The 21,213-nt window shown below is 59.3% G+C and carries 36 protein-coding genes; 25 read left to right on the forward strand and 11 right to left on the reverse strand.

Annotated features, from left to right (window positions below):
• Positions 1 to 7 precede the first annotated feature (7 nt).
• Positions 8 to 751: a methyltransferase gene (locus WA950_RS12320; RefSeq protein ID WP_424551990.1), complete on the reverse strand. Its 744-nt coding sequence runs from the start codon at positions 749 to 751 to the stop codon at positions 8 to 10.
• Positions 752 to 1,455: 704 nt separating this feature from the next.
• Between WA950_RS12320 and WA950_RS12325 the strand changes: the two genes are divergently transcribed.
• The gene (locus WA950_RS12325; protein WP_424551991.1) at positions 1,456 to 1,815 is read left to right on the forward strand and encodes a nuclear transport factor 2 family protein; all 360 of its coding nucleotides are present in this window, start codon (positions 1,456 to 1,458) and stop codon (positions 1,813 to 1,815) included.
• A 158-nt stretch (positions 1,816 to 1,973) separates the two neighbouring features.
• Entirely contained in the window at positions 1,974 to 2,540 is a 567-nt protein-coding gene (locus tag WA950_RS12330; RefSeq protein WP_424551992.1) for a hypothetical protein, read from the forward strand.
• A gap of 133 nt (positions 2,541 to 2,673) precedes the next feature.
• On the opposite strand, the gene WA950_RS12335 is transcribed toward WA950_RS12330, so the two are convergent.
• Positions 2,674 to 2,937, reverse strand: a complete 264-nt coding sequence (locus tag WA950_RS12335; RefSeq protein WP_424551993.1) for a hypothetical protein — start codon at positions 2,935 to 2,937, stop codon at positions 2,674 to 2,676.
• A 172-nt stretch (positions 2,938 to 3,109) separates the two neighbouring features.
• Here WA950_RS12335 and WA950_RS12340 point away from each other — a divergent pair, with 172 nt between their 5' ends.
• On the forward strand, positions 3,110 to 3,340 hold the full coding sequence (locus WA950_RS12340) for a hypothetical protein (RefSeq protein WP_424551994.1): 231 nt from the start codon (positions 3,110 to 3,112) through the stop codon (positions 3,338 to 3,340).
• 178 nt (positions 3,341 to 3,518) lie between these two features.
• Here WA950_RS12340 and WA950_RS12345 read toward each other — a convergent pair whose 3' ends face one another.
• The 5 genes from WA950_RS12345 to WA950_RS12365 form a co-directional block, all read right to left on the reverse strand.
• The gene (locus WA950_RS12345) at positions 3,519 to 4,388 is read right to left on the reverse strand and encodes a DUF3800 domain-containing protein (RefSeq protein ID WP_424551995.1); all 870 of its coding nucleotides are present in this window, start codon (positions 4,386 to 4,388) and stop codon (positions 3,519 to 3,521) included.
• A gap of 60 nt (positions 4,389 to 4,448) precedes the next feature.
• Positions 4,449 to 4,754 carry a hypothetical protein gene (locus WA950_RS12350; protein ID WP_424551996.1) on the reverse strand — a complete coding sequence of 102 codons (306 nt, stop codon included), beginning with the start codon at positions 4,752 to 4,754 and terminating at the stop codon, positions 4,449 to 4,451.
• Positions 4,754 to 5,092 carry a hypothetical protein gene (locus WA950_RS12355; RefSeq protein WP_424551997.1) on the reverse strand — a complete coding sequence of 113 codons (339 nt, stop codon included), beginning with the start codon at positions 5,090 to 5,092 and terminating at the stop codon, positions 4,754 to 4,756. Before WA950_RS12355 ends, WA950_RS12350 begins: the two co-directional genes overlap by 1 nt.
• Before the next feature lie 66 nt (positions 5,093 to 5,158).
• Complete coding sequence (locus tag WA950_RS12360) at positions 5,159 to 5,368, reverse strand: hypothetical protein (protein WP_424551998.1); 210 nt, start codon at positions 5,366 to 5,368, stop codon at positions 5,159 to 5,161.
• Positions 5,369 to 5,374: 6 nt separating this feature from the next.
• The gene (locus WA950_RS12365) at positions 5,375 to 6,004 is read right to left on the reverse strand and encodes an XRE family transcriptional regulator (protein ID WP_424551999.1); all 630 of its coding nucleotides are present in this window, start codon (positions 6,002 to 6,004) and stop codon (positions 5,375 to 5,377) included.
• A gap of 71 nt (positions 6,005 to 6,075) precedes the next feature.
• On the opposite strand from WA950_RS12365, the gene WA950_RS12370 reads away from it, so the two are divergent.
• The 10 genes from WA950_RS12370 to WA950_RS12415 all read left to right on the forward strand — a co-directional run bounded on the left by WA950_RS12370 (position 6,076) and on the right by WA950_RS12415 (position 11,526).
• Positions 6,076 to 6,282, forward strand: a complete 207-nt coding sequence (locus tag WA950_RS12370; protein WP_424552000.1) for a helix-turn-helix domain-containing protein — start codon at positions 6,076 to 6,078, stop codon at positions 6,280 to 6,282.
• A 2-nt stretch (positions 6,283 to 6,284) separates the two neighbouring features.
• On the forward strand, positions 6,285 to 6,959 hold the full coding sequence (locus WA950_RS12375; RefSeq protein ID WP_424552047.1) for a phage antirepressor KilAC domain-containing protein: 675 nt from the start codon (positions 6,285 to 6,287) through the stop codon (positions 6,957 to 6,959).
• Positions 6,956 to 7,225 carry a hypothetical protein gene (locus WA950_RS12380; protein ID WP_424552001.1) on the forward strand — a complete coding sequence of 90 codons (270 nt, stop codon included), beginning with the start codon at positions 6,956 to 6,958 and terminating at the stop codon, positions 7,223 to 7,225. Before WA950_RS12375 ends, WA950_RS12380 begins: the two co-directional genes overlap by 4 nt.
• Positions 7,218 to 7,400 (forward strand): hypothetical protein, encoded by a 183-nt coding sequence (locus tag WA950_RS12385; protein WP_424552002.1) that lies wholly within the window; start codon positions 7,218 to 7,220, stop codon positions 7,398 to 7,400. Before WA950_RS12380 ends, WA950_RS12385 begins: the two co-directional genes overlap by 8 nt.
• Complete coding sequence (locus WA950_RS12390; protein ID WP_424552003.1) at positions 7,400 to 7,615, forward strand: hypothetical protein; 216 nt, start codon at positions 7,400 to 7,402, stop codon at positions 7,613 to 7,615. Before WA950_RS12385 ends, WA950_RS12390 begins: the two co-directional genes overlap by 1 nt.
• A gap of 115 nt (positions 7,616 to 7,730) precedes the next feature.
• The gene (locus WA950_RS12395; protein WP_424552004.1) at positions 7,731 to 8,099 is read left to right on the forward strand and encodes a hypothetical protein; all 369 of its coding nucleotides are present in this window, start codon (positions 7,731 to 7,733) and stop codon (positions 8,097 to 8,099) included.
• A complete protein-coding gene (locus WA950_RS12400; protein ID WP_424552005.1) occupies positions 8,096 to 8,656 on the forward strand; it encodes a hypothetical protein in 561 nt (186 codons plus the stop codon). Before WA950_RS12395 ends, WA950_RS12400 begins: the two co-directional genes overlap by 4 nt.
• Positions 8,657 to 8,742: 86 nt before the next feature.
• Entirely contained in the window at positions 8,743 to 9,372 is a 630-nt protein-coding gene (locus WA950_RS12405) for a hypothetical protein (protein WP_424552006.1), read from the forward strand.
• A 64-nt stretch (positions 9,373 to 9,436) separates the two neighbouring features.
• Positions 9,437 to 10,063, forward strand: coding sequence for an MT-A70 family methyltransferase (locus tag WA950_RS12410; protein ID WP_424552007.1), 627 nt, complete (start codon positions 9,437 to 9,439; stop codon positions 10,061 to 10,063).
• Positions 10,060 to 11,526: a DnaB-like helicase C-terminal domain-containing protein gene (locus WA950_RS12415; protein WP_424552008.1), complete on the forward strand. Its 1,467-nt coding sequence runs from the start codon at positions 10,060 to 10,062 to the stop codon at positions 11,524 to 11,526. Before WA950_RS12410 ends, WA950_RS12415 begins: the two co-directional genes overlap by 4 nt.
• 5 nt (positions 11,527 to 11,531) lie before the next feature.
• Here WA950_RS12415 and WA950_RS12420 read toward each other — a convergent pair whose 3' ends face one another.
• The gene (locus WA950_RS12420) at positions 11,532 to 12,353 is read right to left on the reverse strand and encodes an HNH endonuclease (RefSeq protein WP_424552009.1); all 822 of its coding nucleotides are present in this window, start codon (positions 12,351 to 12,353) and stop codon (positions 11,532 to 11,534) included.
• Between the two features lie 56 nt (positions 12,354 to 12,409).
• On the opposite strand from WA950_RS12420, the gene WA950_RS12425 reads away from it, so the two are divergent.
• The 4 genes from WA950_RS12425 to WA950_RS12440 are packed head-to-tail and all read left to right on the forward strand — an operon-like array spanning position 12,410 to position 13,960.
• Positions 12,410 to 12,700, forward strand: coding sequence for a hypothetical protein (locus WA950_RS12425; protein ID WP_424552010.1), 291 nt, complete (start codon positions 12,410 to 12,412; stop codon positions 12,698 to 12,700).
• A complete protein-coding gene (locus WA950_RS12430) occupies positions 12,697 to 12,891 on the forward strand; it encodes a hypothetical protein (RefSeq protein ID WP_424552011.1) in 195 nt (64 codons plus the stop codon). The genes WA950_RS12425 and WA950_RS12430 overlap by 4 nt, the downstream gene beginning before the upstream one ends.
• Complete coding sequence (locus WA950_RS12435) at positions 12,888 to 13,340, forward strand: hypothetical protein (protein WP_424552012.1); 453 nt, start codon at positions 12,888 to 12,890, stop codon at positions 13,338 to 13,340. The genes WA950_RS12430 and WA950_RS12435 overlap by 4 nt, the downstream gene beginning before the upstream one ends.
• Positions 13,337 to 13,960 carry a hypothetical protein gene (locus WA950_RS12440; RefSeq protein ID WP_424552013.1) on the forward strand — a complete coding sequence of 208 codons (624 nt, stop codon included), beginning with the start codon at positions 13,337 to 13,339 and terminating at the stop codon, positions 13,958 to 13,960. Before WA950_RS12435 ends, WA950_RS12440 begins: the two co-directional genes overlap by 4 nt.
• Positions 13,961 to 14,110: 150 nt before the next feature.
• Here the strand turns inward: WA950_RS12440 and WA950_RS12445 are convergent, their stop codons facing one another.
• On the reverse strand, positions 14,111 to 14,272 hold the full coding sequence (locus tag WA950_RS12445) for a hypothetical protein (RefSeq protein WP_424552014.1): 162 nt from the start codon (positions 14,270 to 14,272) through the stop codon (positions 14,111 to 14,113).
• A 242-nt stretch (positions 14,273 to 14,514) separates the two neighbouring features.
• Here WA950_RS12445 and WA950_RS12450 point away from each other — a divergent pair, with 242 nt between their 5' ends.
• Positions 14,515 to 14,877 (forward strand): hypothetical protein, encoded by a 363-nt coding sequence (locus WA950_RS12450; RefSeq protein WP_424552015.1) that lies wholly within the window; start codon positions 14,515 to 14,517, stop codon positions 14,875 to 14,877.
• 60 nt (positions 14,878 to 14,937) lie between these two features.
• Here the strand turns inward: WA950_RS12450 and WA950_RS12455 are convergent, their stop codons facing one another.
• A complete protein-coding gene (locus WA950_RS12455) occupies positions 14,938 to 15,174 on the reverse strand; it encodes a DUF4189 domain-containing protein (protein WP_424552016.1) in 237 nt (78 codons plus the stop codon).
• A gap of 200 nt (positions 15,175 to 15,374) precedes the next feature.
• On the opposite strand from WA950_RS12455, the gene WA950_RS12460 reads away from it, so the two are divergent.
• The 3 genes from WA950_RS12460 to WA950_RS12470 all read left to right on the forward strand — a co-directional run bounded on the left by WA950_RS12460 (position 15,375) and on the right by WA950_RS12470 (position 16,507).
• Positions 15,375 to 15,749 (forward strand): tudor domain-containing protein, encoded by a 375-nt coding sequence (locus WA950_RS12460; protein ID WP_424552017.1) that lies wholly within the window; start codon positions 15,375 to 15,377, stop codon positions 15,747 to 15,749.
• Between the two features lie 92 nt (positions 15,750 to 15,841).
• Positions 15,842 to 16,036, forward strand: coding sequence for a hypothetical protein (locus WA950_RS12465; RefSeq protein ID WP_424552018.1), 195 nt, complete (start codon positions 15,842 to 15,844; stop codon positions 16,034 to 16,036).
• Positions 16,037 to 16,213: 177 nt separating this feature from the next.
• Positions 16,214 to 16,507 carry a hypothetical protein gene (locus tag WA950_RS12470; RefSeq protein WP_424552019.1) on the forward strand — a complete coding sequence of 98 codons (294 nt, stop codon included), beginning with the start codon at positions 16,214 to 16,216 and terminating at the stop codon, positions 16,505 to 16,507.
• 74 nt (positions 16,508 to 16,581) lie between these two features.
• Here WA950_RS12470 and WA950_RS12475 read toward each other — a convergent pair whose 3' ends face one another.
• Entirely contained in the window at positions 16,582 to 17,007 is a 426-nt protein-coding gene (locus WA950_RS12475; protein WP_424552020.1) for a hypothetical protein, read from the reverse strand.
• Positions 17,008 to 17,061: 54 nt separating this feature from the next.
• On the opposite strand from WA950_RS12475, the gene WA950_RS12480 reads away from it, so the two are divergent.
• From WA950_RS12480 to WA950_RS12495, 4 genes are read left to right on the forward strand one after another with little or no spacing between them, the layout of a single operon-like run.
• Positions 17,062 to 17,523 carry a hypothetical protein gene (locus tag WA950_RS12480; protein WP_424552021.1) on the forward strand — a complete coding sequence of 154 codons (462 nt, stop codon included), beginning with the start codon at positions 17,062 to 17,064 and terminating at the stop codon, positions 17,521 to 17,523.
• The gene (gene terL / locus WA950_RS12485; RefSeq protein WP_424552022.1) at positions 17,465 to 19,069 is read left to right on the forward strand and encodes a phage terminase large subunit; all 1,605 of its coding nucleotides are present in this window, start codon (positions 17,465 to 17,467) and stop codon (positions 19,067 to 19,069) included. The genes WA950_RS12480 and terL overlap by 59 nt, the downstream gene beginning before the upstream one ends.
• Entirely contained in the window at positions 19,069 to 20,421 is a 1,353-nt protein-coding gene (locus WA950_RS12490; protein ID WP_424552023.1) for a DUF4055 domain-containing protein, read from the forward strand. The genes terL and WA950_RS12490 overlap by 1 nt, the downstream gene beginning before the upstream one ends.
• 42 nt (positions 20,422 to 20,463) lie before the next feature.
• Positions 20,464 to 21,183: a hypothetical protein gene (locus WA950_RS12495; protein ID WP_424552024.1), complete on the forward strand. Its 720-nt coding sequence runs from the start codon at positions 20,464 to 20,466 to the stop codon at positions 21,181 to 21,183.
• Positions 21,184 to 21,213: the final 30 nt, after the last annotated feature.

The following is a 21,213-nucleotide window of genomic DNA, read 5'->3' on the forward strand; positions in this document are numbered from 1 at the left end:
TGAATTGCTAGGCGGTGATGTTCACGATGCAGGTGTTGACGCCGGTTCCGCTGGACTTGAACGAGCCTTCGGGCAGACGCTTGATGCTGCCGCCGCGGGCCTCAACGAAATCGCGGAACTCGGAGGTGAGCTTGTTGTCGCGGAACATGACGCTGGCCGACATGATCGCCACGAGGAGACCGCCGGCCTTCAGGAACTTGAAGGCGTGCATGACGTGGCGAATGTCGTCCTGCTTGGCGAAGGGCGGGTTCATCACGACCCGGTCAAAGTCCGGGGTCGGCTCTTCCGTCAGGAAATCGGCGACCTTGATGTGTGCCTTGGGTAGAGACGAATGGGCCTTCGCGGCGCGCGTCACATCGACTTCAAAGCCGGTGATGATCGCGCCAGCACGCTCGGCGGCGACCGCAATGTTCCCGATGCCGATACTCGGCTCCAGAACCTTCATTCCTGCGTTTATGCTGGCAATGCCGACAACCTCGTCAGCGAGATCGGACGGCGTATCGAACTGGCCGAAGTCCTGTTTGGTGCGGCTGTACTCGCCGGTCAGGATGATCGGCTCCAAGGCGTCGTTGGCATCGCCATCGAAGACATGCGCCTTTGCCGAGCGGTTCCATTTACCGCCAGCGGCCTGAAGCACCTTGTCCGTTTCGGTGTAGAGCTTGCGGTCAAGCTGGCCGGTGAGGAAAACCTTCGAGCCTTCCACGATGGCGGCATCCAGTACCTTCAGCACGTTCTCTGCAATCTGCGGCATTTCCATCCCCTTGTTGAGACCCCAGCAGATCAGGTCGAACCGTCTTGCGTGCCGAGGTCGTTGCGGCGGGGTTGTTCGAGGCACGGGCCCCGCCGCGTTATCCGTGCTGCGCTTCACATGACCGCCTCCCTGCTGGATTGGCTGTCATACGGTTTCACCGCGATCCAGATCTGCCGAGGCGTCTTCGTGGTCGCTGTCTACGATAGGTAATATGCATAACGCATTCTTCGACGTCAATGGTGAAAATGCGAAATGCATCTTTTGGTCTTGACCATGCAAAACGCACAGGCTTATCAATGTCGCATTCTACGGGCGACCGGGTGCAATTCCCGAGCTGGTGAAGCCCGAGGCGCGGGAAGCGAAAGCCCTACTGTGCTGCCAGAAAATGAGGGTGGATTGCTGAAAGGCGTCCTGGCACGTGTCCCATCCCGGCTCCGGCCTTCAGGACTTGGCCAAGGTTTCCCCCGCCTCTTGAACTTGGTTCACGGGGTAGGGGGAAGCTTTGGCCGGAACCCTCCCTCTCACAACCTTCAAGACCTTGAAAAGAAAGATAGATAGTTAACTCTGAGGGTAGTTGTTGGAAGGGGGGGAATACGACGCGCCGATAGCAGTGCAGCGCTTTGTGTATTCATATGGTGTGCTAATATACGGAGGGGGTTAGGAGCTGAGAAGCGGGCGGCGACTCGCTGCCGAAGGAGGCAACAATGCTAGAGCGCAATGGCGTAGATGGCAGGGCCATACAGAAAGCGATCGAGACACGCGACGGGCACGCATTGTCAGAATTTTACGCTGAGAACGCGGTGTTGACGATTATCGACAAGCACAATCCCCCTAGCAGACCACGAGAACTGACGGGGAAAGCTGAAATTTCGGAATTCTGGAACGACGTCTGTAGCCGCGAAATGAAACACAAAGTCGATGCCACGGTCACCGAGGGTGATCGGATCTCTCTTACTGAGACATGCGCTTACCCCGATGGGACCCGCGTGTTTTGCGCCGCTATGATCGATGTTTCCGACGGCAGCATAGTTCGTCAGACAATGATCCAAGCGTGGGACGAATGACGATCGCGTCATCTTGACGGGTGGATAGTTTACAGGTGCTAGGAACCCGGCCGGATGGCCTGGCCGGGTGTATATCGTGTTTAGATGAAATGAAGGCCGTGACTCCACAACAGGTTGAGAACCTGTTCCAATGTCAGCAGGACATTGGGAGTGATTGCATGGCCGAGCTGTACGCCTTTGACAAGAGAAAGAACGTCGCCATTTCTGGCGCCACCGTGTGGGATTACTCTGTTGTGAACGCACCGGTCTTGGTGGGGGCGACCAACGGTGGAGGCATTCTTCTAACGGATGGCCCACTACCGCCAAGAATGCGAGTAATAGCATCGGGGTACATCCCTATCGATTTGATCTTCGGCTCTCAAAGTCCCCTGCGCCTCGGCTTCGAAAAGCTTCATACGGGAGCATATTCTGGGTATCTTCCTTCGGAAGGAATGGCCACTTGGTCTCGTGAGGGCGGGCGCGATCTCAGGCAATTCACCGCTGCTGGGCTGTATCGCCAGGCCGGCACGGAAGCCGAACTTCAGCGAGCTGAATATTTTCAGTACAAAATGCTGGAGACGGAAGGCTGGGCTGGACTTTTAACACGAAGCCAGAATTTCCCAACGACTACAACAGCTTGGACAGGAAGTCTCACGGGCTTCTCGTTTCGCTTTCCGGAGGCCGGCGTTATGCTGGCCCGATCGGTCCAAGACCATTCTCTCGCAAAATTTGTGCGCATAAACTGAAACCGCTAGGCTTTTCTGTCGCACGAAAAGCCCCGCGTGAGGCGGGCTGGGCGGCAGGAAAGTGTGGTCTTCACAGGACCATCCTAATGATAGCCTTCTACTCTGAGGGCAGTTGTTGAAAGGGTGGAGTGGATCAGTACCCCGCTCTCCGCCAGCCAGCAGCCTGGGCATCGGCTTCTGAGCAGAACCATCGCTCGCCCTGTGTGTAGCTGATACGGGTTTTTGCGTAAAAGTGCTGCCCAGGAACATGATAGATGCGTTGGCCAGCATTGTACGAGATGTTGCCTTTGATGTTGCAGGCCGGATCGTAGAGCGCGCGCGGTACGAACGCATATCCGCCTGTAGCCATGAAGCTCGCGACCGATGCACCAATGACGAGATAGGTGAAGTTGCTCATGCGGGCACGATAACCGAAGGCGGTTTCTTGTGGGTTTCCGCGTTACATAAAGTTGTAGGGGCCGCCGCACGAAAAGCCCGCGCGAGACGGGGCTAGGAACAATCCTCGAGAGTTTCCGTTGTCGCTAAATAAGGTGCCGCTAGAGGGTCTGCGGTCAAAGAGGACAATGGAAATGTACAGCACTTTCAGCTCCGGCGCCGCCGGGGCGGGGCTCCGCGCGTCCGTGATCATGGCAATTGCGTACGATGAAGTTTGCATGGGTTGCCAGATCGAAGTCATGGTGACCGCAGAAGCGATTGTACTCCTGGGCGTCGCAAAGCCTACAGCCGCGCTGCGCGCTTTGAAAATAGCGAGAGAGATCGCCGGACGTGCGCCGGTTTGGGATCGAATGATTTGGGAATGAAAAGCCCGCCGGTGAGGGCGGGCTGATCAGGGATTCCATCTATTGGATATTCTGATACACTCAGATTCGGCAGGAACGCCGATCACTCTCGACGCGAAAGCGTCTTACCCGCGATATGGCAGCGAATACGATGCTGCCTACCAGTCTCGGACGAAACTGGAGCCGGGGCCTGCCACCTTCATATAGCCCAACGGGGCGGAGTGAAATCGTAACCGTAGTGCTGGAATATCTCTTTCTGGTCGTCGGATATGTCCGCTTTCCATGGTGGTGTTGGCTGCAACACAATGCCGTAATCGCGTTTGTCATTGTTTGCGCCGTAAGCGACCCGCGGCTCCAGAGCGATTGCGTATTGCGTGTTGCAGGGGCCAGTGTCGAGGTTGTCTACCGCCTGATAGAAAGAGCTTGCGGCTATATCGGCCAGTTGAAGCCCAGCGAATGCGTAGTGCGGGTGCGCTTCTACGAGGTGCATACTCATGACCTCACTGCGCGGAACCCATTTCTTTAGATACGTCCCGCTCTGCCCCTGAATTTTCAGCAACTCGTGATACGCTGCAGTTTGGCTGTAGGAGTGCCCACCCGATTGCGAAAACATTAGCTTAACGTGACGGCGACCCAGTTTGTGCTTTTGGGAATAGCGCAGACACCAATCCGTCAACCGCTCCATCAGTATTCGAACAAGCCAATTATAAAACCACTGCCTGGATGGTATCCTTTCCGCGCGCTCGTTTCGGTGTCGTCGCATGTTCTTCTTGTTCGATGCGACAGTGAAAATCCGAACTGGAAGTGCCCCCAGCGATTGAGCGGCAAGCAATTTGTGCTCCGGTTCCAAGTCTTTGAAATGGATGACCTGATCGTGGGCCTGCCCCGTCGCTTTGCAGATGTCGGCTACCCAAGCCTTAGCATTTGCATCCTGCGCTCTGCTTACGACGACAGCGGACAGTACCATCCATTCGGTGCTCCCTTTTTCATCAATTGGGCGGACGCGCCTAAGGCCAGGGTCTCCACCTTCATCAATGTAGGCAATGAATTCGTGGTCAGGCGCGCTCATCGCAGGCTCTCCCTGGCGCTCCTCTGGTAAGCCCTCAATGCGTCATCCCCCTACGTCTTGCTACTCACACGCCTTCGGTACTTCGACTGTGTACGTGACCTTCCCAACGCCCGCCGACGCTTTCGGAACGAGATAGACCTTCAGGTCACATTCCTGGGTTCTCACTTCCCATGCATGCGCGCCATCTTCGCGGGTGCCGGTGTTGGTGATGGCGCCGATAGGAGCCTGCCGCAGAGCATTCCCAACCGCCTCGTTCGTCAGGATCGTGGAGATCTGCTCTCCGCTATCGTAGAAGCCGGAGAGAGCGGCCGAAGCTGGCGGCGACAGGCCGAATATCAGGATGCTGGTGATCGTGATCAGTTTCATCAAATCGTGCACCCTTTGCTCTTCATGGCGTTTTCGATCGCTTGAACCTTCCCCTTGGCCACTGCAACCTGACCTTCCTTGTCCCCCCCAAACGTGCTCGACATCGGAACGCCGATTAGGAAGACGCCGAAAGCATCCCCGTTGGCCGCATCGTGCTGCGCCTTTGAGACTGCATGCAGTGCGGCCTTTTCTTTAGCGAGCTCCGTTTTAAGGGTAGGGCAGGACTGCCCGGTGTAAGCGGCCATTGGAATATCGGCCGGCACGATAGCGTCGGGACGCTTTGCGCAAGAGGTAACGGCGGCCGCGGCAAGCGCGACGGCAATGTATTTGAATTTCATTGAATCCCCCAGAATTGCGAGTCGATCAAAGCAGATCGATCTGAGGTTGTCGAGGCTCTGCCTCGTTCAATGCGTCGTCCCCTTGCGTCTGGCGATGTATACGTCGTTCAGTTCACGGACCATAAATTTCACGACGACCTCATCCAGCCCGTCCTGCGGGATCCCATTCACCTCAGCCGTCAGCCCCGTGAAGATGTCGTAGACCGCCCACAAACCCGTACCGTCCTCGCGTAGCCCGTATCTGATCTCGGTGCGGTTGGGCTTCGGGCTTTTCATCGTACATCACATGTTGATGACGGAACGGCGCACGCGGCCGATCACACGAATGGCGCCTTGAAATCTCGGGGGCTCGACTTCCTCATAGCTGGCCGGCTGAAACTGTGGTTCCTCATTCGGACGATAGCGCTTGTACGTCGTGGCGCCCGACTCGTCGGCGACGACATAGAGCGCGTTCGATACCAGGCGCTTGTCGCGCAGGTTCACGAAGATGATGGATTCGGGTGGAGAGATCTTGTTCATCGAGTTTCCCTCGACTTCCAAGCATATCCATTCGCCCTCGGGTAGATCGATCGCCGGCTCGGTTGGGTACTCGGAGAAGTCGGTAACGCCATCTTGGTCGCGCAGTTCTCCGGCGCTGACCCACGAAATCCGTGGCACGTCCGTGACGGTGGCCGGCTCAAGGAGGTCTTCTCCCGGACCTGGACCTTTCCCCCGCATGAGCCAATCAAGCGATACCTTGTAACGCCGGCTATAGAGTTCGGCCTCACGGACAATCCCTCGTGTGCCATTTTCATGCTGCGAGTATGTGGGGTACGAGACGCCAAGAGACACGGCGGCCGCCTTCGCCGTCTTGAAGCCTGCAGCTTCGCGCGCCTGCCGTAAACGCTCACCGATTCGAATATTATCTGCCATATGCATTTTTTAGCCGAAGTCGGTATGCGATAGGCATTGACAGAAAAGAATGCGTAACGCATTTTATTGTCATGCAAAGCGAACCCGACCACTCCCAGGACATCAAAACCGCGATGGAAACTCTCGGTATGAACCAGCCGCGTCTCGCTGAGGAGCTCGGTGTTGACCAAGGTACGGTTTCCAAATGGATCAACGGCAAGGCCAACCCGTCTGGCCCTGTGCTTAAGCTTGTCGGTCGCCTTCTGGCCGACCACGCAGCCTCGGAGGCGGCGCAGTGAACATGATCCCGATCAGCGCAGCCCTCACGATGTCTAGCCGCGAAATCGCGGATCTGACCGGTAAGCGCCACGACAACGTGATGCGCGTTTGCCGTGACCTCAGAGCGGGGGGCATAACTCCTCAAATTGAGGAGTTCCCGTTTGACCATAACGGCAACACCTATTTCGAATTCAAGCTCAGCAAGCGGGATAGTTTGGTGCTTGTCGCGCGCCTGTCGCCGGAGTTCACAGCGAGAGTAGTCGATCGCTGGATCGAGCTTGAAAGTCAGTTTGACGGCTCGAATGTCACGTTTCTTGTCCCGAAGTCTCTCCCAGAAGCCCTTCGCCTCGCTGCCGACCTTGCCGAGAAGGTTGAGGAGCAGAACGCCGTCATCGGCATAATGAAGCCGAAGGCAAGCTTCCACGACGCTGTCACCAGCGCGGTCAACTGCCAGACCGTGCAGGAAGCCGCAAAGCTCATCGGTACGGGGCAGAACCGCCTCTTCAAGAAGCTGCGCGAAGCCAAGCTTTTGATGAATGACAATCAGCCGTACCAGTCTGCGATCGAGGTCGGTTACTTCCGCATGGTCGAGGGCCAGTACAAAGACAAGCGCGGTGAGAGTCATACCTACACCAGAACTTTGGTGACCGGGAAAGGTCTTGCGTACATCCAGAAGCACTTCGGGAGCGCGGCATGACCTGGAACTTCTCCATGGCCGAAGCCCCTCGCGACCGCAACATTCTTGCTGCGGACCCGAAGAGCGATCTGATCATCAAGACGAAGTGGAAAGAGACGCGGAACGGCGGCTACTGGCCGGGCTTTCGCGAAGACGGGACCGTGCCGCCGCTGGCTTGGTGCGAACTCCCGGTCCACCCGCATCACATGCCGGCGGCAGAACTCTCGCCGGTCTCGGCAGACGCAATTCCGATCATCGAAGACGTTGGAGGTGCGGAGCATGAGTGACTTCTTTTCCAATCCAGTCGCATTGCTCACGGCCTTTCAGACCGGAGTCATGGTCGGCATGTTCCTGGCCCTGTCTGCCGTGTCTCTTTTTGCGGCTCGTTCGGAGAACGCGGCCTCTGGCGCCCCAGAGGGCGACGACCGTAACCCGACGCGCGATGTACGGAGTGTGCGCTGATGGCACGGCCTCTCTCCGCCCTCGAACTCTTCCGCGCAGGCAATGACACGATGCAGATCGCGTCTCGCCTGTCGATTTCCGAAGAAGAAGCGCTTGCAATGGTTTCACAGGCCCGCAGCGCCGCTCTTCGTCTTCCGTCTCCTTACCCGATCCATCCCGACGCCAAGCCCACCGGCTGGCCGAAAGGGAAGGTCGCTTACGCGGGGCGGCTTTAGCTCCTTCCGTCGCCGCAACTCCTGATGGGTTCAACCTATCAGGAGCGGCGACCAAAAAATGGCAAACTTCAGACCGGCAAAGGCAAGCCGACACACCAAACCAGAGGCGCATGCGATGAGTACTGTTGACGCATTCACCCCAGAAATGACCGCGGCGTATGCGCGGAAGATGGTCGAGCGAGAGAGCCGCGGCAACGGCGACCAGCTGAACGCACTGGAGCGCGTTGGGCGCCGGTGCGGAATGACGGCCCGCTCTCTCCGGCGGCTGATCAACGGCGAGACGAAGGACCCCGGCGTGTCGGTCTTCTCTCGCGTCAGGTCGGCCTACCTCGACTTCTGCGCCAGGCAGATCGCCGAACTGCAGCACGAGATTGAAGTCGAGAAAGCGAGGATCGGCGGCGATGACACTTTTGCGGATCTTGCTGCTGAAGCTGAGGTTTTGGCGGCGAAAGTCGAACGAGCACGGAAAGGAACCCAGGCATGACAGCAGGACATAACAGCCAACTGGCGGAGAAGGACCGCCAAAAGCTCTTCTCGTATTATCACCAGAAGGACAGGGATATCGCGGCCAAGATCAAGGCGCTCGGTGAGGAGAAGAAGGCGAACCGGCAGAACGCCAAGGCCTCCGGCTTCCCGGCCCAGAAGCTCGACCACTATCTCAAGGCGTTCCAAGCCGAGGACCAGCAGAAGCCGGTCGACAAGCTGAAGTCGGACCGTGAAAACCTCGAATGGATCGGCCTTATCCCGGCAACATCCGGCGGCGACCTGCTCAAGCAGGCGGATCGCGTCGATGGCGACCAGCTTATCCAGGCCAAGGGCTATCACGCCGGTCTGACGAACCTCGACCGCGTGTCCGGCTACGACGGTGGCTCAGCCGACGACAAGCTATGGCTGGAGGCCTACGACGCGGGCAAGCGGGAATACGAGACGGACATTCCGGACATCCTCGCCCGCATCGAAGCTGCCCGCACCAATGAAGAGCCGGCTCCCGACACGGATGACCCGTTCGGCGGCGAGGCGATGGCCGAAGCGGCAGAATAGCTCCTCCCAGCCCGCCGCTGACCTCCCAAGACCGGCGGGCCAACTAGAGGCGCAAATGCCTCACTCTCTTTTCCACGAGGACCGACGTGCACATCATCGCCTTCGACCCGAGCAAGCATACCGGCTGGAGCCTGCGCGACATGGCACGCGATCATAGCGCGATCCGCTGCGGCGTCCTCGAAATGCCGGACAAAGCCGACCACTACTACACGGCCGACCAGATCGGCCGGAAAGTCTGCGGTCTCATCACGGAAGAGATCAAGGCTGGGCGTAAGCCGACCTTCGCGATTATCGAGCAGCAGGCGCTTGCCAAGATCGGCAACACCAGCGCCGATGCCATGATCTACCCCTGGGTTGCGAATTCGGCCATCGTCGCCACCCTCGCAAATTTCGGCATACCCTATGCCAGCATTCCGGCCGTGACCTGGCGCGTCTCGTTCTTCGGCCGCGGCTTCAAACCTCCGGTGGACAGCAAGGGCAAGAAGGACTGGAAAAAGGCCTGCGTCGCCGAGTGTGAGCGGCTAGGCATCGTTCTACCCACCCAGAAGACCATCGCCCACAACGCTGCCGAAGCTTGCGCTCTGGCAATTTGCGCGCAGGTTCCGGCCACGAAGGTCCATGCCCGCCGCTACGAGCCCGCCCTGATGGCGCTGCGCATGGCGCGGAACGAACGCCCGACCGCCGGCGGTGATCTCTTCGGAGGTGCAGCAGCATGAAGACCCTCATCACTCAATGCCCTCGCTGCACCAAGAGCCTGACCGCCGCCGAGGTGATCGAGAAATGGTGCGTTTGCTGCGCAAAGCCGGTCGAGCGGCGGGAGGAGGCGAGGTGAGGCTCTTCGCAGACCTATGGCCCTTCGGCGACCTACAGCCGCACAGCTTCGATTTCATCATGGCCGATCCGCCGTGGACCTATCGGATGTATTCCGAGGCCGGGGAGGCGAAGTCGCCGCAGGCGCAATATCGAACAATGTCGATCGACGAGATCAAAGCACTGCCGGTGCTCGATCTTGCCGCGCCTGATGCGCTACTTTGGCTCTGGGCCGTCAACCCCATGCTGCCGCAGGCGCTAGCCACGATGACCGCCTGGGGCTTCACCTTCAAGACGGCCGGCACGTGGCTCAAGACCACGAAAAACGGGAAGATCAACTTCGGGACCGGGTACATCCTACGCGGTTCCAACGAACCCTTCCTTATCGGCACGCGCGGCAGCCCGCGCACCGCGAAGAACGTCCGATCCGGCTTCACCGGCCTCATTCGCTCGCACTCTGAAAAGCCAGAGGAAGGCTATAGGGCTGCCGAGAAGCTGATGCCGAAGGCCACGCGACTGGAGCTGTTCTCCCGTACCTACCGCAACGGCTGGCAATCGTGGGGCGATGAGGCCGGAAAACTGGGGGAAGCAGCATGAACGCCCACCAGCAATTCGACATGTCCAGGCACGGGACGCCGCAGCGGGAGCTGCCGGCGAACGTGGAGGCGGAGCAAGCCCTTCTGGGAGCGCTGCTGCTGAATAACGACGCGCTGGATGCCATCCGTGTCCCGCTTGAGCCCAAGCACTTCTTCGACGAAGTCCACGGCAAGATGTTCGATGCCATCCTTGAATGCCAGCGCGCGGGCAGGGTGGCCACAACGGTCACGGTGAAGAACCATGTGCCTGAAACCCAGATCGGCGGGATGACGACGGCCCAGTATCTCGCCGCACTCGCCGGCAGCGCCGTGAACATCGTCAATGTGCCGGACTACGCATACACCATCATGGACAGCGCCGCCCGGCGCGCCTTCGTCACGCTAAGCCAGAAGATGGAGGACGCAGCATATTCGCTTGATCTCGAGATCATGGAGGAGGTGGATGCGCTTCGGTCGCGGTTCGAGGACATCGTTCGGGCGCTGAACGGCAACGGCCAGGCCAAAACCCTTGCTGAAGGCGCCAAGCGCGCGTTGGAATCGACCGCCACGGCATTCAAAGGCAGAGGCGTCGCCGGCGTCGATCACGGCATTCGGTTCCTGATGGATATGGTCGGACCCTTCCTCGCCGGCCAGTTGATCGTCATCGGCGGCGGCACGAAGCAGGGCAAGTCCAGCCTCATAGAGCAGATCATCCACGGGGCGGCATCGAACGGTCACCCGGTCTGGGTCTATTCCGGAGAGATGGGTTTCGAGGAGCTTGCCCACCGGTCGCTGTCTCGCGTGACCGATATCCAGGCATGGCGCCAGATCCGCGGCAAGGTTTCCGAGCGAGAATATGAGCAGCTCGAGCAAGCCAGGCGCCACGCCGAGACATGGCAGGAGCGCGTCTGCGTCCGTGACGACAGCATGACGCTCGCACAGATCGAGCGAGACCTGAAGGACTTCGCCAAGCGTCACCCCGGCGGCATGGCCATAATCGACCATATCGGCCTTGTGGAGCGAGATCGGGAGACAGCGCGCCTATCGGAAACGGAGTTCGGGCCATTCGTCACACGACGCCTGAAGATGATTGCGAACCGGCTTCGGCTCCCGATCGTAGCGGCCGCGCAGCTCAAGAAGAACACCTTCGCCGTCGAGGACCGGAAGATGAGCCGCGCGACCTTCCTTCAGGCCATCGGCCGTCGCCCGAAATACGCGGACATCTACGGTTCCTGCGAAAAGGACGCCAACCACGTCATCATCCCATTTCGCGCCGAGCCAATCCTTCAGGAGCTTGAACCCTCCGAGGGTTCCGACCTGCATCCGATCTGGGAGGAGGTCATGGGCGGCGTGCGGGGCAAGGCCGAGATCATCGTCGCTCTTTCACGTCACACCCGCTGGCCCCAGCGCAAGGAGGTCGGCTGGAACGGTGCGAAGACCATGTTCACCGACCTGCAGGAACAGGATCAAGGGAGGCTCATGTGATGCCTTTACAACGCAGGCCGGGGCTCGATCTCCCGCAAGCGATTGCGCATTTCATCATTGCGGGCTCGTCCAGCCTCTCCGGCGTGATGCACAAATCTGTGGCAAACCGGGTGAAGCGCAATCACGGAATAGATATCGTCGGCTCCCTGGTCCGCCAGTCGGTCGACATGGTGGCATTCCAAGTACGGTCGGCCATCAGCTCGGTTGAATGGAGCAGCCTCACCGCAGCATTCGCAAAGCCCTCCAGCTCGGTTGAGGACGTGCGCGGCGACCATTGCAGCGCGTTGATAGACGTTTCCGGCTCGTTCACGAATGGCGGGATTTCGGTTGCCTGCTGCAATTGCGCGCTCGCGCAAGGCGCCGGCATTTTCTCGTTGAAGAGCGGCGATGTCCCGTTCGAGGTTTTCCTGACGGAGGTCGCGACCATTGACCAGGTTGAAAACGACCTGCTCCACGCCTCTGACATCGATGATCTGGTGGCGATTGTAGAACCACTCGCCATCGAAGCGATATTCGTCATTCTCTTTCAAAAACAGAAGCAGGGACCTGCCGTTTTCGGCGTGATCGCGGATCTGGTGGTTGTTGTTCCGCCAGGGATCTCCCGCCTGGGCACGTTGGCCGTAATATTCATAGCTTCCGTCAGCAAGGAAGCGGTCGTGATAGTTGTATTTGTTCCCATGTGGGTCGGAAACAACGATTACCGTTTCTTCGATCGGGCTCTCACTAATGCCCATCACCTGGTTGCCGCCGAATACCTCACGGATGTTTGTTCTGCGATGAAATACGCGACCAACGTGTTCAAGCCAGGGCATCATGTTCCTCCTCATTCACCTGTCATGGTTGTGATGCGGCATTCTTTCGAACGCCTTAACGGAGTGGAAAATTGAACCAGTTCTCAGGATACCCCCTTAAGCGCGGCCTCGGCTGGTGGGCGATGGTACGCTTTGCGCGCGACGCAAAGCCCCGGCCGGTAATGGCGAAGGGCGAGCGCCCCAAGGTCTTCGAGACGGAAGGCGAGGCTTGGAAAGAGGTCTCGTTGCACCTGCTGGCCTTCATGAACGGCCGGGAAATCCGCGGAGAGCGCTTCGACGGAACGTCTTCGTATCGGTCGGAGGTGGATCGGGTATATTTCAGCGGGGCGCGCAACGTCGATGAGAAGGGAGTTGCGGCATGATCTGGTTTGCATGGGAACGTGCCATGACCGGTCAATGGCAGCCGGTCTGCTACCACGGTGAGAAGCCGGGGAAGTACAAGGAAGTCGTCGGGCTCGTCGAGGTGCCGGCGGACTGCCTTGACGCCGACGGATCTCCGAACTTCGGGATGCTGCAGAAGCGGTTTCCGCTGGCCGGGGAGGGCGGCGATTGACCCCTCGTGGCACCCATCGCTGCGATATCTACAAGGTCGCCCGCCAGTGCGGCGTGAAGCTGTTCGACGGGCACCTGCATAGCCCGACGGGTCGGAAGGCGTACGAGTGCTACTGCAAGCCGACGGTGCGAGAGATTGGCCGGGACCATGGGGAAGAACACCTTCGGCTCGTGTTCATGCTGATGACGGGCACCAAGATGAACGCTGCGGAACTCTTCGCGGATATGCTCAAGGCCGTCTCCTCGCTGCTGGTAGAGAACCCCGACCTCGTAAAATCGGCCACGTTGATGAAGGACTTTGACGGAATCGACCTCGGCAGTCTGCGCCGCAAGACGAAGGCGATGAAGCTGCCGATCGAGAATTGGAAGGCGCTGCTCGTGCTGATCTCGGTGCGCTTCTACCAGCCCATCCAGGGCGATCTTTTGGACATGATAGGAGAAGCGGCATGAACGTATCGGTATTCGTCGACTGGACCTACGAACAGGTAAGGGCGCGGATCATTGAGGCGGCGGACACGCTTCTGGCCTCTCCGGCGTCTCTCGGGCCGCGCATGGCAGGCGGGGCAATGGGCGACGTGGTCCGCGAGATCGGGGAGAGCTATGGCTATGGTTCAGCCTCCTTCCGTCGCGTCCTCGCCCCGGGCGCGATCTCCCGGATGGAAGAGACATGGACGTGGATCAACTCCTACCTCGGCGAGGCCGATCGCAAGCTGGTGTACGACTATGGGTTCATCAAGACTCGGAAAGGCATGTATCTGGACCGCTACCTTCAGCGAAATGACATGGTTCGCCGAACTTTCGAGCGAAAAATTCAGCGGGCATGTCAAACCATTGCGTCAGAACTTAACCGTAAGCATCTGGTTCGGTTTGATATTCGTCTGGACGACGTGTCGCAAAACAGCGTAGAAGACACACCAACAACGGTACCGTCCGAGAAATGCGCGACACACTGGATCGCGCCGGACGCGAAGCCGCAAGTTGACCCTGCTCTGGCCTCGGTCAGGGTACTCGACCCCCGGAGCGTCCGGGCGCGGCATTCAGACAAGAACCGGAGCCTCGGCGCCGGGTAGAAATCCAAGGGGAAGCCGCTGCGCCCCGCACTATAGGAGCCTTGGCCACCTGAGGGTGACGCCGCCAAGGCCCAGCGGCCAAGCCGGGAGGGTAGCCCGGCAGCGGCCTCAGGAAGGCGGATCAGCCTCCTTCCCGTTGCCGCTTTTGCTTTACACCGCTATGCGACGTGCCGCTTTGTCTGCTGCCTTGAGATCGGAGCCATGCAGGGCAATGATCTTCGAGGCATCTTCCACCGAGATACGGTGCTTCTTCGCAAGTGTCTTGGCGTCATAAGTTTTCGCAGACGCCGAGGCGTCTTTCGATTGTGCCATGATTGGTCTCCTTGAGATCGCGGCATGGAATGGGCGCCAATATTCGCGCCGGGGCCGACTACGCCTATGTAGGCACTTGCACAGAGGATAGCAACCTTGGCTTCATGTGGGTGTAGAGCAGTCCGGTAGCTCGCCAGCCTCATAAGCTGGAGGCCGCAGGTTGAAATCCTGCCAGCGCAACCAGTTCCCAGAGGGCCCGTAGTGAATACGCCGGCGAGCCCGGCCGCTGCCGCAGCATCCCTTTGGCCCACCTGAGCACGGAATCAAGTACCGCTTTGCGTGGTGGGCGTATCACTGGAGCCGAGCAAGACTTCAGTAAGGCTGATGCCAGCAATCACGCACTGCGTCTATCGGATGAAGCAGCGCCAGTTGAAATTGAATTTGTGGCCGTGATAACGTTCAGCGTGTTCTTTTCAATCCTCCCCGGAATGAAAGAGCCGCGGCCCGGAGCGACTGCCATCGCTGCCGGGCCATTTTCATGGAGTCGGGAAAGTGGAGTGGTTGCTCAGGGATTTTCCGCCTATTCCAAAGGCGTAGTGCGTCGCATCATTTCCGCAATCGGTCCGCAATTGTTCCGCGACTGTTCTCTCAATGTTAGCAACTAGCAATAAGCACAAGAGCCCGTCCGGCGGCGCGCTGTCGTAGGGCCGCCGGACGTTAGACGATCAATCGTCTTCGTCACACTCAGTGATTTCGCAGTAAGAATCGTCCGTTGTCCGGTTCGCGCATTCGTTCAGCGCACGCTTCTCCGCTTGGCTCCTGGTGTCGAAGTCGTAGCTGTAACCGTACGTTCCCTCTGCTGACACTGCTATGCAGCCCCACGCGTAAGCTGACGTGGTCGGCGCAAGAGCGGAGGCCGTCAGTGCGAGAGCGGCTACGCAGCCCTTGATATTCAATTTCATGCTGTTCCCTCAAATGGTTGGTATGTTCCGCGCATGCGGTAATGGGTACACGTATCAGGCGCAAGATTTAATCTCTCGCGTCGCTGCTTTTTGCGTGTATTTTTCGTAGATGCGCGTGATGGTGTTAATCCGCCGTTCATATGGCGAGCACTACTTCGTCTCCTAGGGCCCGATTGTGGGCTCGCTTTGGGAGAAGTAATTTGTTCAAGCATGCAACAGTTTTTATCGTTTCCAGTATCCTTGCATTCGGTACCGGCGCTGCAAATGCCCAAACAGTCGGGGACTGGGTGCTCGGAAACTATCAAGGCGCTGGCTACTGGTTCCCTGGTGTTATCGCGAAGACCTCTGGCGACAAGATTACCATCCAGTATGACGACGGTGAGACGGAGACGGTATATCAGAGCGCCGTGAGACCTTACGATTGGAAGGTCGGCTCGAAGGTTGAATGCAATTACAAGGGTGCCGGAGACTGGTACAGCGGAAAGATTTCTTCCCTTTCTGGGGAGAAAATCGGTATCGCCTACGATGATGGCGACAAGGAAACGACGAAGACTGGACGCTGCCGTTCGCGGTAACCGTCTGATCCGAATAATACATATCGCATAGAGCTAGAGAGCCCGCCCCGGTCTGTCACCCGGAGGCGGGCTTTCGCATTCAGGAGAGAGCGATGACCCAGCCAGTCACTCTATTCAAGCTCGCTGAAGATATGCGGCGCGAGACAGAGAACGTCGTCAACCGCCTTCACCGTCGTTGTCGCATCGGCCGCGTGACGAAGAAGGTCATGGTCCATGGCGGCAAGATGGTTTTGCCGAATATCAGGACGCCTGATCTCGTGACCAGCGCAACCAAAGGCGCGGGCTAGTTCTGGGCGCAGCCCGTCGCCGCGCGCCGCCGCAATACTGTTGAATGCAAGTAGGGATGACATGGCCTTGCTCCTTTTTGAAGCAGGAATTGTCACCTGTCGCTCTGTGTGGCGCCACCCGATTCACGGCACCCCCAATTTCTTCTTCCACCCCAGCAGAAAGGAACCAGTATGCGCATGATCCGAAGCCTTATCTATGCGGGCCTCGCCCTTGCGGCCATGGCCCTTACCATCTCGGCGCCGGCAGTTGCGGCCACGCCCACCGATCCGGGCATCTACCAGTCGGTCAAGGCCAGCCTCGACGCCCCGGCAATCCTCCAGGTCTACGACGAGCACGTCGCGCTGACCTGCGAAGCCCCGGCCGTCATGACCCGTTCCGATGGCCGAAGTCTCGGCGCCGCTGACAGCCTGATCCTTGCCAACACGTCCAGCAGCCCCATCCGCTTCGTCGAGCTCCGAAGGCGCTGCTGATCCCGCATGCCTGAAACGAGAGCCGGGCTTAGGTCCGGCTTCTCAGATGCTTTTCTCTGTATCCTCCAGCGGAGTCAGCCCTTCGGAACATGTGGCCCATAGTTTGCCTTGCAGCTGGGGCAGTAATATGTGACCCCGCCGGCACCTCTACTTCTGTCTTGGGCCAATGAAAGATGATTGCCTCTACGTTCGCAAACCGGGCAAATCGGTAGGCCTTTGGGATTTCCGGCCTCATCTGCAAAGAAACGGAATTGGCCACGGTCTAGAAGCTTGGAGTTTCGAAACTGGAGGAGTTCTTGGAGGCGGGCTATTTGACCGTCCTTTTCGCGAAGTTGGTCGGCGATATCGACCAATCCAAGTTTGGCCTCGGACAACGCTTCGGTCAAATCGGCTATTTTTAGTTTTAGCTCTGCCTTGTCGTATTGGACGTCGATTTCTCGAAGCTCTTTGACAAGTCCCAAAGCTGCTGTGACTGAAGTGATCGCCGTTGCTACGTCCATCTTTACCCCCAAGGTTCCCCCATGCCAGTTCTGAAAAATGCACGGCATGAGAGCATGGCCCAAGCGCTGGCGAAAGGGAAGACGGCAGACGAGGCCTACTCGCTCGCCGGGTACAAGCCAGATAGGGGCAATGCCTCACGTCTGACAGCAAAAGACAGCATCCGTAATCGGATCGCTGAACTCCAGTCCAAGACCGTCAAGAAGGTCGAGATCACCGTCGACAGCCTCGCTCAAGAGCTTGAGGAAGCACGGGCTATCGCCTTGAAGGAAAAGCAATCGTCGGCCGCTGTGAGCGCCACGATGGGAAAAGCAAAGCTGTTCGGCCTCGGCGTCGAGAACCGAAAGATCAGCGGCACGCTGCAGGTCATCACCATCACACCGAAACAACTGGAAGCGCTGACGGACGATGAGCTTGCATCTCTCGAAGCAGCCTACCCAGTTCTCCAGAAGCTCGGGCTTGTCGCTGCAGGCGATCAGGGCGGAGAAGCAGGCGAGGGAAGCCAACCAGAGGATTGAGGAGGAGGCTGCGGCGGCCGGCGTCTCTCTCGCATCCTTCATCCGCGGCGGCTGGCATGTGCTGGAGCCGGGCCGGGCGTATGTTCACGGCTGGCATATCGATGCGATCTCGGATCACCTGAGGGCGATCACGGACGGCCATCTGACCCGACTGATCATCAATGTGCCGCCTGGTACCATGAAGTCGTTGACAGTGGGCGTGTTCTGGCCGGCATGGGAATGGGGGCCGCTCAACAAGCCGCACCTGCGAACGATTGCCACGTCGTACAAGGAAGGGCTGGCGAAGCGCGACAACATCAAGGCCCGGCGCCTGATCAAGTCGCGGTGGTTTACGGATAGGTGGGGCTCTCAGTTCAACCTGATGCCTGACCAGAATTCGACGCTGAAGTTTGAGAATGACCTTGCCGGCTTCCGGGCAGCTATGTCGTTCCAGTCCCTCACCGGCGAGCGTGGCGACCGGGTGATCATCGACGATCCGCTTTCGGTTGATATGGCGAAGTCTGATGCGGACCGGCTGAACGCGAGGGAAACCTTCCTCGAGGCGGTTCCGTCTCGCCTCAGTGACCCGGAAAGCTCGGCCATCGTCCTGGTGATGCAGCGCCTGCACGAGGACGATACGACGGGTGTCGCGTTGTCCAAGAACCTTGGATACGAGCATTTGATGCTCCCCATGGAGTTCGAGCCGGAGCGCCGCTGCTACACGGTGGTGAAACCGTCCTTCCATGAGGAGGAGCCTCACCGGGGCCGATATGATCCGGTCAAGCAGGTCTGGTACTTCGAGGGTGATGCGATCCCGGAGGGCCGCAAGGAATATGTCGAAAAATCGGAGTGGAAAGAGGTCTATCCTCAGGACATCCGGACAGAAGAGGGTGAGCTTCTTTTCACCAAGCGCTTTTCTCGTGAGGTGGTGGAGCGCGACAAGGTCTCGCTTGGATCGATCGGCCACGCCGGGCAGAACCAGCAGCGGCCGGCCCCGCGTGGCGGCGGGATGTTCAAGCGGGCCTATTTCTCGATCGTCAAGGTGGTCCCCGCCGGTACGCGGTTCGTTCGCGGATGGGACTTGGCTGCGACCGAGGATGGCGAGGGCGCGCGAACCGCTGGCGTCAAGATCGGCAAGATGCCCGACGGCCGCTTCATCATCGCTCACTGCACTGCCGATCGGCTGTCCCCCGCAGGTGTCCGTACCCTGATCAAGACCACCGCCGAGCAGGACGGGCGGGATTGTATCGTCTCAATGCCGAAGGATCCGGGGCAGGCGGGCAAGGACCAGGCGCAGCAGCTTGTTGCCATGCTGGCCGGATACAGGGCCAAGGCCACGCCGGAAAGCGGTGACAAGGTCACGCGCGCCGAGCCGCTGGCTGCCCAATGCGAGGCAGGGAACGTCGTGATACTCGCCGGGCAATGGAATGACATGTTCCTCGATGAGGTCGAGGTGTTCCCGAACGGTAAACTGAAAGACATCGTGGACGCATCGAGCCGGGCTTTCAACGAGATTGCCTCGCCACAGCCCACGTCCACCACCACGACAATCACAGGTCTGATCTGATGCAAGACGTAAAGACGATGCACCCGGACCTGACACCGGATCGGCTTGCCGACTGGAAGCTGATGCGGGACGTGATGCAGGGCGCACGATCGGTAAAGCGGGCCGGCGTCGGATACCTGCCCATGCCCTCGGGCTTCAAGGCCCAGGCTGACGGAGGATTGGAGGCATACGAGAAGGCCTACAAGCTCCGGGCTATCGTCCCCGAGCTGCTGGCGCCATCCGTTTCGGCGATGATCGGCATTATCCACGCAAAGGAGACGCAGATCGATATCCCCGATGGCCTGGCGTCGATCTGGGAGAATGCCGATGGCGAGGGGATGAGCCTGGAGGCCTTCCACCGCCGCATCACCCGATATCTGTTGTGGCTTGGCCGCTACGGGGTCCTGACCACGGCCCCGGCCGACGGCGGCGAACCTTTCCTGGCCGGATATGCCGGTGACAGCATCATCAATTGGGACCGTGACTTCTTCGTCATGGACGAGAGCGGCAAGCGCCGAGTTGGCTTTGAATGGAAGGACAATCCGAAATTCCGCGTTCTTGAGCTGGTCGACGGTCACTACGTTTCAACGGTCTACGAGGGCGAGGACTTGAACACGATCACCGCCACGGAGCCTGTTGCGCTCGGCGGCCAGCGCCTCGATTTCGTGCCGTTCTATGTCGGCAATGCCCGTGACGTGGTGCCGGCGGTGGAAACGCCGCCGCTGATCGGGATCGCGAACGCCATCATCAACTCCTACCAGCTTTCGGCCGACTGGCGCTGGCAGCTCTTCATGAGCGGGCAGGAAACGCTTGTCGCCATCAATGGGGAGGCGCCGAAGACTGTAGGCGCCGGCGTGGTCCACCAGATGATGGGTAGCGACACCATGACGCCCGACCTGAAATACGTCTCTCCGACGTGCTCCGGTATCCAGAAGCACGAGGACGCGATCGAGAAGCAGAAGGAAGCCGCCGTCATGGCCGGCGCCCGGATGTTTGAGCAGGAGAAGTCCAGCCAGGAGAGCGGCGAGGCCCGCAAGCTGCGGTTTGCCAGCGAGACGGCCAACCTCATGAGCGTGTCGCAGGTCTCGGCAGCCCTTCTTGAACGTGGCTTGAAAGCCGCAGCTCGTATGAAGGGGCTGGACGAGGGCGATATCGTCGTGAACCCGCCCAAAGACCTGCTCGACAGCACCATGTCACCAGCAGACTTCTCGCAGATCTTCGGAGTCTACACCCAGGGCGGCATGTCCTGGGAGACATTCTACGAACGCGGTCAGGCCGGCGGGATATTTTCTGCCGAGCGCGACGCGGAAGAAGAATACGCCCTCATCAATCCAGAGGGCGCAGAGGACGAGGCCGCAGCGGCGCACGTCTAAACCCGGCCGGACTCCGGCCACCATCAACAGGAGATAAGGCCAATGGCCCTGAAACTCGTTCTGGACTCGCTCGACAACGTCGACGAGGCCCTGAAGGCCCTTTACGTCGAGCATTCCGATGGCAAGTTCCATCTGGATACCGACGCCGACAGCGTTCGCGGCCACCGCGACGTGCTGCCTCTCGCCAATGCCTATGACCGGACGAAGGCCGATCTCGCCACCGCCAAGAATGATCTTGCCCAGGCCAAGAAGAAGGTTGCGCCCGACGACTTCGACGCGGAGACGTGGAAGAAGCTCAAGGACGGCAAGACCGATGACGCGGCCCACCAGCGCCAGCTTGTCGAGCTTCGCAAGACCCTCGAAGGCGAGCGCGACGAATGGAAGGGCAAGTTCGAGGGCGAGGTCACCAAGGGCAAGAAGGCCGCGGTCAACGCAGCCCTGACGGACGCCCTTTCAGCCTCAGGCATCACCAACCCATCCTTCGTCAAAGCTGCTCGTGCGCTTCTGGAGCCGCGTGTCGCTATGGATGCTGAAGAAGCCTCCATGGATATCGGCCTTGGCCCGATGGGCATCGGGGAGGCGGTCAAGCGCTGGGCTGCCGGCGACGAGGGCAAGTCCTTCGTTGCCCCGGCCAAGGGCGACAACGCCAAAGGCAACGAAAACGGCCATCAGCAGCAGCAGGTCAAAGGTGATATCGGCGGCGACCAGAAGGCCCGTGCTGCGGCCATCGCCGGCATGTTCCCTGAACTGAGCGGGGCCTAGCCTCTCCTGACCATTCGCGCCTCCGGGCGC

Origin of the sequence: Shinella sp. (genome assembly GCF_049651085.1) — a bacterium.
Classification (GTDB): domain Bacteria; phylum Pseudomonadota; class Alphaproteobacteria; order Rhizobiales; family Rhizobiaceae; genus Shinella.

What these genes read in the sequence shown, in the direction of transcription:
- WA950_RS12320 (WP_424551990.1), bottom strand. Translation starts at nt 751, where the DNA reads ATGCCGCAGATTGCAGAGAACGTGCTGAAGGTACTGGATGCCGCCATC.
- WA950_RS12325 (WP_424551991.1), top strand. Translation starts at nt 1,456, where the DNA reads ATGCTAGAGCGCAATGGCGTAGATGGCAGGGCCATACAGAAAGCGATC.
- WA950_RS12330 (WP_424551992.1), top strand. Translation starts at nt 1,974, where the DNA reads ATGGCCGAGCTGTACGCCTTTGACAAGAGAAAGAACGTCGCCATTTCT.
- WA950_RS12335 (WP_424551993.1), bottom strand. Translation starts at nt 2,937, where the DNA reads ATGAGCAACTTCACCTATCTCGTCATTGGTGCATCGGTCGCGAGCTTC.
- WA950_RS12340 (WP_424551994.1), top strand. Translation starts at nt 3,110, where the DNA reads ATGTACAGCACTTTCAGCTCCGGCGCCGCCGGGGCGGGGCTCCGCGCG.
- WA950_RS12345 (WP_424551995.1), bottom strand. Translation starts at nt 4,388, where the DNA reads ATGAGCGCGCCTGACCACGAATTCATTGCCTACATTGATGAAGGTGGA.
- WA950_RS12350 (WP_424551996.1), bottom strand. Translation starts at nt 4,754, where the DNA reads ATGAAACTGATCACGATCACCAGCATCCTGATATTCGGCCTGTCGCCG.
- WA950_RS12355 (WP_424551997.1), bottom strand. Translation starts at nt 5,092, where the DNA reads ATGAAATTCAAATACATTGCCGTCGCGCTTGCCGCGGCCGCCGTTACC.
- WA950_RS12360 (WP_424551998.1), bottom strand. Translation starts at nt 5,368, where the DNA reads ATGAAAAGCCCGAAGCCCAACCGCACCGAGATCAGATACGGGCTACGC.
- WA950_RS12365 (WP_424551999.1), bottom strand. Translation starts at nt 6,004, where the DNA reads ATGGCAGATAATATTCGAATCGGTGAGCGTTTACGGCAGGCGCGCGAA.
- WA950_RS12370 (WP_424552000.1), top strand. Translation starts at nt 6,076, where the DNA reads ATGCAAAGCGAACCCGACCACTCCCAGGACATCAAAACCGCGATGGAA.
- WA950_RS12375 (WP_424552047.1), top strand. Translation starts at nt 6,285, where the DNA reads ATGATCCCGATCAGCGCAGCCCTCACGATGTCTAGCCGCGAAATCGCG.
- WA950_RS12380 (WP_424552001.1), top strand. Translation starts at nt 6,956, where the DNA reads ATGACCTGGAACTTCTCCATGGCCGAAGCCCCTCGCGACCGCAACATT.
- WA950_RS12385 (WP_424552002.1), top strand. Translation starts at nt 7,218, where the DNA reads ATGAGTGACTTCTTTTCCAATCCAGTCGCATTGCTCACGGCCTTTCAG.
- WA950_RS12390 (WP_424552003.1), top strand. Translation starts at nt 7,400, where the DNA reads ATGGCACGGCCTCTCTCCGCCCTCGAACTCTTCCGCGCAGGCAATGAC.
- WA950_RS12395 (WP_424552004.1), top strand. Translation starts at nt 7,731, where the DNA reads ATGAGTACTGTTGACGCATTCACCCCAGAAATGACCGCGGCGTATGCG.
- WA950_RS12400 (WP_424552005.1), top strand. Translation starts at nt 8,096, where the DNA reads ATGACAGCAGGACATAACAGCCAACTGGCGGAGAAGGACCGCCAAAAG.
- WA950_RS12410 (WP_424552007.1), top strand. Translation starts at nt 9,437, where the DNA reads ATGGTGCGTTTGCTGCGCAAAGCCGGTCGAGCGGCGGGAGGAGGCGAG.
- WA950_RS12415 (WP_424552008.1), top strand. Translation starts at nt 10,060, where the DNA reads ATGAACGCCCACCAGCAATTCGACATGTCCAGGCACGGGACGCCGCAG.
- WA950_RS12420 (WP_424552009.1), bottom strand. Translation starts at nt 12,353, where the DNA reads ATGAGGAGGAACATGATGCCCTGGCTTGAACACGTTGGTCGCGTATTT.
- WA950_RS12430 (WP_424552011.1), top strand. Translation starts at nt 12,697, where the DNA reads ATGATCTGGTTTGCATGGGAACGTGCCATGACCGGTCAATGGCAGCCG.
- WA950_RS12440 (WP_424552013.1), top strand. Translation starts at nt 13,337, where the DNA reads ATGAACGTATCGGTATTCGTCGACTGGACCTACGAACAGGTAAGGGCG.
- WA950_RS12445 (WP_424552014.1), bottom strand. Translation starts at nt 14,272, where the DNA reads ATGGCACAATCGAAAGACGCCTCGGCGTCTGCGAAAACTTATGACGCC.
- WA950_RS12455 (WP_424552016.1), bottom strand. Translation starts at nt 15,174, where the DNA reads ATGAAATTGAATATCAAGGGCTGCGTAGCCGCTCTCGCACTGACGGCC.
- WA950_RS12465 (WP_424552018.1), top strand. Translation starts at nt 15,842, where the DNA reads ATGACCCAGCCAGTCACTCTATTCAAGCTCGCTGAAGATATGCGGCGC.
- WA950_RS12470 (WP_424552019.1), top strand. Translation starts at nt 16,214, where the DNA reads ATGATCCGAAGCCTTATCTATGCGGGCCTCGCCCTTGCGGCCATGGCC.
- WA950_RS12475 (WP_424552020.1), bottom strand. Translation starts at nt 17,007, where the DNA reads ATGGACGTAGCAACGGCGATCACTTCAGTCACAGCAGCTTTGGGACTT.
- WA950_RS12480 (WP_424552021.1), top strand. Translation starts at nt 17,062, where the DNA reads ATGGCCCAAGCGCTGGCGAAAGGGAAGACGGCAGACGAGGCCTACTCG.
- WA950_RS12490 (WP_424552023.1), top strand. Translation starts at nt 19,069, where the DNA reads ATGCAAGACGTAAAGACGATGCACCCGGACCTGACACCGGATCGGCTT.
- WA950_RS12495 (WP_424552024.1), top strand. Translation starts at nt 20,464, where the DNA reads ATGGCCCTGAAACTCGTTCTGGACTCGCTCGACAACGTCGACGAGGCC.